The 11761-nt window shown below is 59.0% G+C and carries 10 protein-coding genes; all 10 read left to right on the forward strand.

Features of this window, described 5'->3' with window-relative positions:
* Positions 1-13: 13 nt before the first annotated feature.
* Entirely contained in the window at positions 14-1606 is a 1593-nt protein-coding gene (locus ACW9HW_RS05255; protein ID WP_095195732.1) for a flagellar hook-associated protein 3, read from the forward strand.
* Between the two features lie 313 nt (positions 1607-1919).
* Positions 1920-2849, forward strand: coding sequence for a ketoacyl-ACP synthase III (locus ACW9HW_RS05260; RefSeq protein WP_095195731.1), 930 nt, complete (start codon positions 1920-1922; stop codon positions 2847-2849).
* 243 nt (positions 2850-3092) lie between these two features.
* Positions 3093-4538, forward strand: coding sequence for a flagellin N-terminal helical domain-containing protein (locus ACW9HW_RS05265; RefSeq protein ID WP_095195730.1), 1446 nt, complete (start codon positions 3093-3095; stop codon positions 4536-4538).
* 74 nt (positions 4539-4612) lie between these two features.
* Positions 4613-4963 carry a flagellar protein FlaG gene (locus tag ACW9HW_RS05270; protein ID WP_095195729.1) on the forward strand — a complete coding sequence of 117 codons (351 nt, stop codon included), beginning with the start codon at positions 4613-4615 and terminating at the stop codon, positions 4961-4963.
* A gap of 81 nt (positions 4964-5044) precedes the next feature.
* Positions 5045-6430 carry a flagellar filament capping protein FliD gene (gene fliD / locus ACW9HW_RS05275; protein WP_457398797.1) on the forward strand — a complete coding sequence of 462 codons (1386 nt, stop codon included), beginning with the start codon at positions 5045-5047 and terminating at the stop codon, positions 6428-6430.
* A gap of 155 nt (positions 6431-6585) precedes the next feature.
* Positions 6586-6981, forward strand: coding sequence for a flagellar export chaperone FliS (gene fliS / locus ACW9HW_RS05280; RefSeq protein WP_095195727.1), 396 nt, complete (start codon positions 6586-6588; stop codon positions 6979-6981).
* 17 nt (positions 6982-6998) lie between these two features.
* The gene (gene fliT / locus ACW9HW_RS05285) at positions 6999-7295 is read left to right on the forward strand and encodes a flagellar protein FliT (protein ID WP_095195815.1); all 297 of its coding nucleotides are present in this window, start codon (positions 6999-7001) and stop codon (positions 7293-7295) included.
* Between the two features lie 172 nt (positions 7296-7467).
* Positions 7468-8943 carry a sigma-54 dependent transcriptional regulator gene (locus ACW9HW_RS05290; RefSeq protein ID WP_077045767.1) on the forward strand — a complete coding sequence of 492 codons (1476 nt, stop codon included), beginning with the start codon at positions 7468-7470 and terminating at the stop codon, positions 8941-8943.
* 128 nt (positions 8944-9071) lie between these two features.
* A complete protein-coding gene (locus ACW9HW_RS05295) occupies positions 9072-10277 on the forward strand; it encodes a sensor histidine kinase (RefSeq protein WP_218274052.1) in 1206 nt (401 codons plus the stop codon).
* Positions 10278-10282: 5 nt separating this feature from the next.
* Positions 10283-11674 (forward strand): sigma-54-dependent response regulator transcription factor FleR, encoded by a 1392-nt coding sequence (gene fleR, locus ACW9HW_RS05300; protein ID WP_095195725.1) that lies wholly within the window; start codon positions 10283-10285, stop codon positions 11672-11674.
* Positions 11675-11761 lie beyond the last annotated feature (87 nt).

Consider the following 11761-nt stretch of genomic DNA (forward strand, 5'->3'; position numbering starts at 1 on the left):
GGAGCCGTAGAACATGCGCATTTCTACAGCACAGTATTACGCGACCACGGCTGCCAACTATTCTCGCAACCTCAACAATGTGATGAAGACCGCCGAGCAGGCCAGCAGCAACCTTAAGCTCACGACGGCCGCGGATGATCCGGTCGGAGCCGCACGGCTGCTGCAACTGGAACAGCAAAAAGCCATGCTGGGCCAGTACACCAGCAACATCAACGCGTTGAACACGGCTCAGGCGCAGGAAGAAAGCGTGCTGGACAGCATCAACAACGTGCTGCAGAAAGTCAGCGAGTTGGCAGTGCGCGCCGGTGGCGGTTCGTTGAACGACGATGACCGTAAATCCATTGCGGCGGAGCTCAAGCAATCCGAAGAACAATTGCTGACCTTGATGAACAGCAAGGACGCCAACGGCAAGTACATCTTCTCCGGTGCCAGTAACAACACCCAGCCTTTTGTGCGCAACAGCGACGGCACCTACAGTTATCAGGGTGACCAGACCCAACTGGAGTTGAAGATCGGTGACTCGATGTCGCTGGGCTTGAACGATACCGGTTGGGAGGTGTTCCAGCAGGCGATCAACGCGGCCCGCAGTTCGACCACCATGACTGCGCCGGCGGTGGATGACGGGCGTGTGGCCTTGTCGCCCGGGCTGGTCAACTCCGGTCCGGCCTTTGATGCGAGCTTCCGCCAGGGCCAGCCTTACACCCTGTCGTTCACCAGCAGCACCCAGTATGTGATCACTGATGCGCTGGGCAATGACGTGACGGCTGAATCGACGCAGTCTGGCAAGTTCGACCCGAATGCCAAGGGCGGTTCCGATATCAACTTCCGTGGCGTGACGTTCAAGCTGGATATCACCTTCCAGCCGGGCGACAACCCAGCTGACTCCGCCAGTGCCGACGCGGTGATCGCCGGTCACAGCTTCCAGCTCACGGCCAAGCCCGACAGCTTCGTCAGCAACCGCGCCCCGAGCAACACCTCGACGGCGATCATCAGCCAGACGGCGGTGACCAACGCCGCCGACTACCAGAGCTTTTTCCCCGAAGGCGGAGCGGTTCTGAAGTTCACCGGTCCCGGTACTTTCGAACTCTACGCCCGTCCATTGACCAGCGGCAGCACGCCGGTAACCACCGGGACCGTGGTGGCTGGCGTGGCGACAGCGGCGGGTGTCAGCTTTACCCTCGGTGGCACGCCCCCGACTCCGGCGGCAGGTGATCAGTTCGACATCGCGGTCAACACCCACCAGACCCAGAACGTGCTCGACACCATCAGCCAGCTGCGTACGGCGCTCGACGCGCCGACCCAGGGCAATCCCGCTGCCCAACGTTTTCTGGAAGACACGGTCGCTTCGTCCATTGCCAACCTGAACAACTCCAAGAACCAGGTCGACCTGGCGCGTGGTGCGATCGGTGCCCGGGGCAATGTGATGGACATGCAGCGAGATCAGAATACGAGTACCGGCTTGATCAACGAATCGACATCGAGTGGTATCAGGGATATCGACCCGGCGGAAGTGCTGACGCGCCTGACACTGCAGCAGACCATGCTGCAGGCCGCGCAACTGGCGTTCGCCAAGGTTTCCCAGTTGAGCCTGTTCAACAAGCTTTGAGTCGGTCTTGACCGCTCGCGGCCAGTCCCTGTAATAGGGGGCTGGCTTTTTTTTGCCTTTTTTTTGAATGAAGTGAAGCAGGGCGGGGGGCGATCCTGGCCACAAAATCAAATAAAGCACCGATCTCTGAGTGACCCGTCAGTCAAAACGCGCATCTTCACTGTATCCTGTCTGCGGGCGGTGAAGGTGGGAGGGTTGTTCAAGGTGATACCTTGAGTCCCGACGTTGCTTCTTCTGGGGGCCTGGCCCCGACTGTAGACGCCCTCGATTCAGCGAGCGGCGATGTTCAGCTGTTTATTATTGGGAAGCCATAATGATTGGCATAAAAAATATAGCGAGTTACGTGCCGACAGCCGGGGTTGATAACTACGCCCAGGGTGCAAAGTTCGACAAGGACGAAACCTTCATCCTTGGCAAGATCGGTTCGGCATTTTTGCCGCGCATGGATGCCGATCAGGAAACTTCCGACCTGTGTGTCGAAGCAGCCAATGCGCTGTTCGCCGCCAGTCCCGAACTCAAGCGTGAAGCCATCGACTGCCTGATCGTCGTCACCCAGAACGGTGATGAAGAAGGTTTGCCGCACACCGCCGCAATCGTTCAGGACAAGCTGGGTCTGCCGACCCATGTCGCCGCTTTCGATATTTCCCTGGGCTGCTCCGGTTATGTCTACGGCATCTACGCGATCAAAGGCTTCATGGAAGCGGCGGGGCTGAAAAACGGCCTGCTGATCACCGCCGATCCTTATTCGAAGATCGTCGACCCGGAAGACCGCAACACCACCATGCTGTTCGGCGATGCCGCGACCGCAACCTGGATGGGTGAAGACCCGATCTGGCAACTGGGCAAATCGAAGTTCGGCACCGACGGTTCCGGCGCGCCGCACCTGAAGGTCACCGACGGGGTGTTCTTCATGAACGGCCGCCAGGTGTTCAACTTTGCCTTGCTCAAAGTCCCGGCGCATTTGCATGAGCTGCTGGACGAATCGCACTTGCAGGCCAGCGATATCGACGCCTTCTGCATTCACCAGGGCAGCGCGGCCATTGTCGATGCCGTGGCGCGCCGCTTCGAAGAAGGTGAGCCGGAGAAGTTCGTCAAGGACATGCTCGAAACCGGTAACACGGTCTCGTCGAGTATCCCGCTGCTGTTGCAGAACCATGTGTTCGATTCGAAGTGGACACGTGTGGCCATCAGTGGCTTCGGTGTAGGCCTGTCTTGGGGATCGGCGATTCTTTATCGCGGCTGATCGAATCCTTGCAATAAAAAACGCCCGGAAACGCAAGCTTCCGGGCGTTTTTCGTTTTCTGGCGCCGATTTTCTGGCTCCAAGGCCTTGAAAACAAAGGGCTGGCACCCTGCCACTAAAAAATTCAAAAAAAGCCCTCAAGCAAACCAGTACCACGACGATAACTATTACGTAGGTTCTCTAGGCCACACCCGACGGATGTCAGGGCCGGAAGCCGCAGTATCCATCCAACGAGGATTTCGTCATGGCTTTAACTGTAAACACTAACATTGCATCTTTGAGCGTTCAGAAGAACCTGACCCGCTCGTCCGACGCCCTGCAAACTTCGATGCAACGTCTGTCTTCCGGCCTGCGTATCAACAGCGCTAAAGACGATGCGGCCGGCCTGCAAATTTCCAACCGTCTGACCAGCCAGATCAACGGCCTGCAGACTGCCATCAAGAACGCCGGTGACGGTATCTCCATCGCGCAAACTGCTGAAGGCGCGATGCAAGAATCCACCAACATCCTGCAGAAAATGCGTACCCTGGCTCTGGCTTCCGCGAACGGCTCGCCAAGCGCTGAAGACCGTAAGTCGAACAACGCTGAATACGCAGCTCTGACTTCCGAGCTGACCCGTATCGCTACCACCACTACTTTCGGTGGTCGTAACCTGCTGGACGGTTCTTTCGGTACTACCGCTTTCCAAGTCGGCGCCAACGCCAACCAGACCATCAACATGACTCTGGGCGACGTATCGGCTAACAACATCGGTTCCCAGCAGCTGAAATCCGTGGCCATCGCGCCAAGCGCAGCCGGTGTGACTGGTGGTGCAATCGCAATCACCGGTGGCGGCCAAACCGCTACTATCACTACCGTTACCGGTCAGTCGGCCAAAGCTACCGCTGCTCAGATGAACGGCGCTATCGGCGGCCTGTCGGCTACTGCCAGCACTGAAGTGAAATTCGGCGTCAACACCGCAGCCATCACCGGTGCTGCTCCAGGCACCGCGAACTTCTCCATCCAGGTAGGTTCGGGTACTGCGGTCAACCTGGTTGGTGTAACCGACACCGCTGGTCTGGCTGACCAACTGAAGTCCAACGCTGCCAAACTGGGCATCAGCGTTAACTTCAACGCCACTACCAACAACCTGGAAATCAAATCCGACACCGGTGAGAACATCATCTTCGCCGGCGCTGACGCCAGTGCACAGGCTGGTATCACTGTTGCTGCAAAAGATGGTGCTGGTAACTTCGGTGCCGGTGTTGCCGCTACCGCCGCTGCTCTGCAAGTGACGGGTGCTGTTTCCCTGAACTCCACCAACAGCTACTCGCTGAACGGCGCTGGTGCTACCGGTCTGTTCGTGGCTGCCGGTACTACCGTCAGCTCGGCCAAAACCGTTGTCAGCAACACTGATGTGACCACTGCTACCAACGCGCAAAACGCTGTTGACGTGATCACCCAGGCCATTGCCAACATCGACTCCCAGCGTGCTGACCTCGGTGCGGTACAAAACCGTTTCGACAGCACCGTGTCGAATCTGCGCAGCATCTCGGACAACTCCACTGCTGCTCGTGGCGTGATCCAGGACGTTGACTTCGCGGCCGAAACTGCTCAGCTGACCAAGCAACAAACCCTACAACAGGCTTCCACCGCGATCCTGTCCCAGGCCAACCAGCTGCCATCGGCTGTACTGAAGCTGCTGGGTTAATCCTGCGCTTTGATGACTGACGGAAGGGCGCGTTTACGCGCCCTTTTGTCTTTTTCATGATGAGGAGATCAGGCATGGACATGAGCGTCAAGTTGAACCAGTCCTATCCCGCCGTTGCCCCTCAGGGCGCGACGCCGAATGTCACTGACAAGCAGGAGCAGTCCAGGGCCGAAGTCGTATCGGTCTCGAAATCCGAGCCCAAGCGCGACGACCTGGAAAAAGCGGTCACCGATATTCAGGAGTTTGTCCAGGCTGCGCAGCGCAATCTGGATTTTTCGATTGATGATTCCACCGGCCGGGTCGTGGTCAAGGTCATTGCCACCGATACCGGTGACGTGATTCGCCAGATCCCTTCGGAAACCGCGTTGAAACTGGCGCAAAGCCTGTCGGACGCCAGTAGTTTGTTGTTTGACGACAAAGTCTGAACTGGCATGAATTTTGTTGCTGTCACCGATTAAGACGCACTTAGTCAAGAAGTCGGCAGCCACTGGATAAGGAGAGAGATGATGGCGGGTACAACGGTTAGCGGTATTGGTTCGAACATCGATACCCAGTCGATCGTGAAGTCTTTGGTCGATTCCGAAAGGGCGCCGAAACAGACGCAGATCAACAACCAGACGCTGAAAGCAACCACCTCGCTGTCGTCTATCGGCAAAATCCAGGCGGCGCTGGATGCCTTCCGTGGTGCGCTGGATAACATGAAGACAGCCTCCAGTTTCAGTGGCCTGAGCGGCTCGTCCTCTGACGAAAAAGTCGCCACCGTGACCACTGGAGCCGGCGCGGCTGCAGGCAGTTTTTCGTTGCTGGTCACCCAGTTGGCGACCGCGTCGAAAATCTCGACCAAGGTCTTTGCCGGTGGCGCTTCTTCGGTGGTCAACGCGGGTTCCGTACCCAGCACGCTGACCATCAAGCAGGGCTCCGACACCTTTGACGTCAGCGTTCCTGCGGGGGCGACCTTGCAGCAGGTGCGGGACTCGATCAACTCTCAGTATGCCAATAAGGGGTTGAGTGCCAACATCCTGACCGATGCCAATGGTTCTCGGATGGTGCTGACCTCGACCACCACCGGCGTCGGTTCGGATCTGACCCTGTCCGGTAGCTCCAGCCTGGAAACCGGCACCTCGGTCCTCGCTACGCCACAGAATGCCAAGTACACCCTCGATGGCGTGGTGATGGAATCCAAGTCCAACACCATTGCTGATGCGGTCAGCGGCATTACCGTCAAGCTGACAGGGGTTTCTCCCGTGCCGTCTGGTGGTGGTGCGGCAACGCCGGCAACCATTACCGTTTCTGCGAACAGTTCGACACTGAAGTCGTCGGTAAAGGGCTTTGTCGATACGTACAACGCCCTGATCAAAGCGGCCAACACCGAGACCCAGGTGACCACCAATGCCAATGGTACGGTGACGTCGGGTGCCCTCACTGGGGATGCCTCGCTGCGTTCCCTGCTGTCGGCGGTGCGCACCGAGCTGAACGCGATGGGTGGAACCGGTCAGATGAAGTCGCTTGCTCAATTCGGCGTCAAGACCGACCAGAAGACCGGGTTGCTGTCGATCGACGACAAGTTGTTCGACGCCGCAGCGCAGACCAATGCCGCCGACATCAATGGCATTTTCAGCGGTGATACCGGCTTGCTGGCGCGCATGAAAAAAGCCACGGACAGCTTTGCCCTGAGCAAGACCGGCGTGTTTGCTGCGCGCTCGGCCAGCCTGACCGATAGCCTGAACGACCTGAAAAAGCAGCAGGACTCCCTCGATGCGCGGATGGTCAGCCTGCAAGCGAGCCTGACCGCCAAGTACACCGCCATGGACTCCCTGGTGGCCAAGCTGCGGGCGCAGAGCGACAGCATCATGACCACGCTCAATGCGTTGAACAATCCGAAGTCCGACTGATTCGGATCAGGCGTAAAAAAACCCAGGCAGTCTGTCATGACAGTGCCTGGGTTTTTTCATGTGTGGCGGGTCTGCGTTAAAGTTATGTGTCGACCAGTCGACATAAAGATCAGAGCACTCCTAATTCCAGCTGTTGTCTGTCACGAGGTAGAAACATGAACCCCATGAGAGCCCTTCGCCAATATCAGAAGGTCAATTCCCATGCCCAGATCTCTGAAGCCAACCCCCATCGCCTGGTGCAACTGCTGATGGAGGGCGGGCTGGATCGCATGGCCCAGGCCAAGGGCGCCATGGAGCGGGGCGATATCGCACTCAAGGGGTTGATGATGGGCAAGGCCGTGGACATCATCATCGGCCTGCGCGACGGTTTGAACCCGGAAAAGACCGACGATCCGGCTTCGCTGCAGCAGCTCGACAATTTGTACGCCTATATGATGACGCGTCTGATGGAAGCCAATCGCGACAACAAGGTCGAAATCATCGACGAAGTATCGGGTCTGCTCGAGACCCTGAAAAGCGGTTGGGATGCAATAGCCAGCCCACAGGCCTGATGGCCGAGGATGACATCATGAGTCAAGCACTGCGACGCATAGAAGAAACCCGCGAGGCCCTGGTCGACGCCCTGGCGGCGCGCAACTGGGATGCCATCGGTGAGCTGGATACGACCTGTCGCGAATGCGTCGACGAGGTGCTCAGTGAGGCACCGATCGATGAAGAAGCGCTGCGGACTAATCTGGAAGGGCTGCTGGCCGTCTATAAAGAGCTGTTGACCGCGACCATGGGCGAGCGTCAGGCGATAGTCGACGAGATGTCGCAGATCAACCAAGCGCAAAACGCGGCAAAGGTTTACCATCTGTTTGGTTAATTGACGCCAGTTAATCCAAACATAGTGCGCCATAAATTTGACTGTGCACGGTTTTTTGACTTAACTAGTGGCTGTTCCAGATTTCAGTCGTCTTCAGGCATGACCGTGCCTGCAAGCGTTTAGCTTGCCCCAGCATTTTGGGCATTGAGTTGACTAGGGAAGTTGCTATTGCATGTGGCGTGAAACCAAAATTCTGCTGATAGATGACGATAGCGTCCGCCGCCGCGACCTGGCGGTGATTTTAAATTTTCTCGGCGAAGAAAATTTACCCTGCGGTAGCCACGACTGGCAGCAGGCTGTCGGCTCTTTATCGTCTAGTCGAGAAGTAATCTGTGTCCTGATCGGGACGGTCAATGCTCCTGGTGCGCTTCTGGGCTTGCTAAAGACACTCTCGACATGGGATGAGTTCCTTCCGGTTTTGTTAATGGGCGATAATTCTTCCATTGACCTGCCGGAGGACCAGCGTCGCCGGGTGCTTTCCACGCTCGAAATGCCGCCCAGCTACAGCAAATTGCTCGATTCGCTGCACCGTGCCCAGGTCTACCGCGAAATGTACGACCAGGCCCGCGAGCGCGGTCGTCATCGCGAACCCAATCTTTTCCGCAGCCTCGTCGGCACCAGCCGGGCGATCCAGCACGTCCGCCAGATGATGCAGCAGGTCGCCGACACCGACGCCAGCGTGCTGATCCTCGGTGAGTCGGGGACTGGCAAGGAAGTGGTTGCGCGTAACCTGCATTACCATTCCAAGCGCCGTGAAGCGCCGTTCGTACCCGTGAACTGTGGGGCGATCCCGGCCGAGCTGCTGGAAAGCGAATTGTTCGGTCACGAGAAGGGCGCCTTTACCGGGGCGATCACCAGTCGCGCCGGGCGTTTCGAACTGGCCAATGGCGGCACGCTGTTCCTCGATGAAATCGGTGACATGCCACTGCCGATGCAGGTCAAGCTGCTGCGCGTGTTGCAGGAACGCACCTTCGAGCGCGTGGGCAGCAACAAGACCCAGAGTGTCGATGTGCGCATCATTGCAGCGACGCACAAGAATCTCGAAAGCATGATCGAGATCGGCACCTTCCGCGAAGACCTGTACTACCGCTTGAACGTGTTCCCGATCGAGATGGCGCCGCTGCGCGAGCGTGTCGAGGACATTCCGTTGCTGATGAACGAGCTGATCTCGCGCATGGAGCACGAGAAACGTGGTTCGATCCGCTTCAACTCCGCGGCCATCATGTCCCTGTGCCGTCACGGCTGGCCCGGTAACGTCCGCGAGCTGGCGAACCTGGTGGAGCGCATGGCGATCATGCACCCGTACGGGGTGATCGGCGTGGTCGAACTGCCGAAGAAATTCCGCTACGTCGACGACGAAGACGAGCAAATGGTCGACAGCCTGCGCAGCGATCTTGAAGAGCGCGTGGCCATCAATGGTCACACGCCGGACTTCACTGCCAACGCCATGCTGCCGCCGGAAGGCCTGGACCTGAAGGACTACCTCGGTGGCCTGGAGCAGGGGTTGATCCAGCAGGCGCTGGATGATGCCAACGGCATCGTCGCGCGCGCAGCCGAACGGTTGCGCATCCGCCGCACCACGCTGGTGGAGAAAATGCGCAAGTACGGCATGAGCCGTCGTGATGGAGATGAACAGGCGGATGATTGACGCCTGTTTTTCAAGTTCTTCATTTATAAGCGGTTTTTTTTAGGCACGGGTATTGCTACACCCCTCGCAACGTTCCGTTTCACTGACGGTCAGCCAAGCGAGAGTGCACGATGCCCCAAGCCGCCCAGATGTCTCCTGCTCCAGAAACCCTGGGGCAACCGTCGTCCGTAGAGCAGGCAAGCCGGCTTGGCCTCGAGCAGGCTTTCGCCCTGTTCAACCAGATGTCCAGCCAGTTGACCAGTTCCTACAGCATGCTCGAAGCCCGGGTTACCGAGCTCAAGGGCGAGCTGGCGGTGGTGAGTGCACAGCGCATGCAGGAACTGGCGGAAAAAGAGCGCCTGGCCAATCGTCTGCAAAACCTTCTCGACCTGTTGCCCGGTGGCGTCATCGTCATCGACGCCCAAGGCATCGTGCGCGAAGCCAATCCGGCGGCTTGCGAGCTGCTCGGCCTGCCGCTCGAAGGCGAATTGTGGCGTCACGTCATTACGCGCTGTTTTGCCCCTCGTGAAGACGACGGTCATGAAGTCTCCCTCAAGGACGGTCGACGCCTGTCGATCGCCACGCGCTCGCTGGATGCCGAACCCGGTCAACTGGTGTTGCTCAATGACCTGACTGAAACCCGGCACCTGCAGGATCAACTGGCCCGTCACGAGCGTCTGTCTTCCCTGGGTCGCATGGTGGCGTCGCTGGCCCATCAGATTCGCACCCCCTTGTCCGCCGCGTTGCTCTATGCCAGTCATTTGACCGAGCAGCAATTGCCGGTCGAGACCCAGCAGCGTTTCGCCGGGCGCCTCAAGGAGCGCTTGCATGAGCTGGAGCATCAGGTACGTGACATGCTGGTGTTCGCCCGCGGCGAATTGCCTTTGACCGACCGCGTAACCCCCAAGCAGCTTTTGCAATCATTGCAGGCAGCCGCACTGACTCATGTGCAGGACATGCCGATTCGCTGGCAATGCGACAGTCATGCCGGTGAACTGCTGTGCAGTCGCGACACCCTGGTCGGGGCGCTGCTCAATCTCATCGAAAACGCCATACAAGCCAGCGCCGGTGACGTGCGCCTGAAGGTCCATCTGTATAGCCGCGACAGCCAATTGCGCGTGTGCGTCAGCGACAGCGGCAGCGGTATCGACCGCGCCGTGCTGGAGCGCCTCGGCGAGCCGTTTTTCACCACCAAGGCAACCGGAACCGGCCTGGGCCTGACCGTGGTCAAGGCTGTGGCCCGTGCCCATCAGGGCGAATTGCAATTGCGCTCGCGCCTGGGTCGCGGTACCTGTGCGCAGGTGATTCTGCCGCTTTTTTCTGCTGAAAAAACCAGCGCTCAGGGAGCGGAGTGAAGGTTATGAGTATCAAGGTTCTACTGGTCGAGGATGACCGTGCATTACGCGAAGCACTGGCCGATACGCTGTTGCTCGCCGGCCATGATTACAAGGCCGTGGGGTCGGCAGAAGAGGCCTTGGCTGCCGTCGACGCCGAGGCGTTCAGCCTGGTGGTCAGCGACGTCAACATGCCGGGCATGGATGGTCATCAGCTGCTTGGCCTGCTGCGCACACGTCAGCCGCAACTGCCGGTGTTGCTGATGACCGCTCACGGTGCCGTGGAGCGAGCGGTGGATGCGATGCGTCAGGGCGCGGCGGATTATCTGGTCAAGCCGTTCGAGCCCAAGGCCTTGCTCGATCTGGTCGCGCGACATGCCCTGGGCAGTCTCGGTACCACCGACAGCGAAGGGCCGGTCGCCTTCGAGCCGGCCAGTGCGCAACTGCTGGAGCTGGCCGCGCGCGTGGCGCGCAGTGATTCCACGGTGTTGATCTCCGGCGAGTCCGGGACGGGCAAGGAGGTGCTGGCGCGCTACATTCACCAGCACTCCCATCGTGCCGGCCAGCCGTTCATTGCGATCAACTGTGCGGCGATCCCGGACAACATGCTGGAAGCCACGCTGTTTGGTCACGAGAAAGGTTCGTTCACCGGTGCTATTGCAGCGCAAGCGGGCAAGTTCGAGCAAGCCGATGGCGGGACCATCCTGCTCGATGAAATTTCCGAAATGCCCCTGGGTCTGCAAGCCAAATTACTGCGTGTGCTGCAGGAGCGCGAGGTCGAGCGGGTTGGCGCGCGCAAGCCGATCACCCTGGACATTCGCGTGGTTGCAACCACCAACCGTGACCTGGCCGCAGAAGTGGCGGCGGGGCGCTTCCGTGAAGACCTTTACTATCGCCTGTCTGTGTTTCCGCTGGCGTGGCGTCCGCTGCGCGAGCGTACCGCCGACATCCTGCCGCTGGCCGAGCGCCTGCTGGCCAAGCACGTCAATAAAATGAAGCATGCCGCGGCGCGATTGTCGCCCGAAGCTCAGGCGTGCCTGATCGGTTACCCCTGGCCTGGGAATGTGCGCGAACTGGATAACGCGATTCAGCGCGCACTGATCCTGCAACAAGGTGGTTTGATCCAGCCTCAGGACTTCTGCCTGACCGGACCGGTCGCCTGCGCGCCTCTGCCAGTTTCGATGCCGACGACCACGCCGGTACGCGCCGTGGAGGTCGAGGCTGAATCCGCCGGGGCGCTGGGCGACGACCTGCGCCGGCGCGAGTTCCAGATGATCATCGATACCTTGCGCACGGAGCGTGGCCGGCGCAAGGAAGCGGCGGAAAAGCTTGGCATCAGCCCGCGTACCTTGCGCTACAAGCTGGCGCAAATGCGTGATGCGGGGATGGATGTGGAAGCCTATCTGTTCGCCACCTGAAAGTTGACGGACGCAACACCGATCTAAATGTGGGAGCGAGCCTGCTCGCGAAGGCGGTGTGACAGATATGTAGATGTTGACTGACAC

The sequence above is a fragment of the Pseudomonas sp. SDO5532_S415 genome (assembly GCF_054071155.1).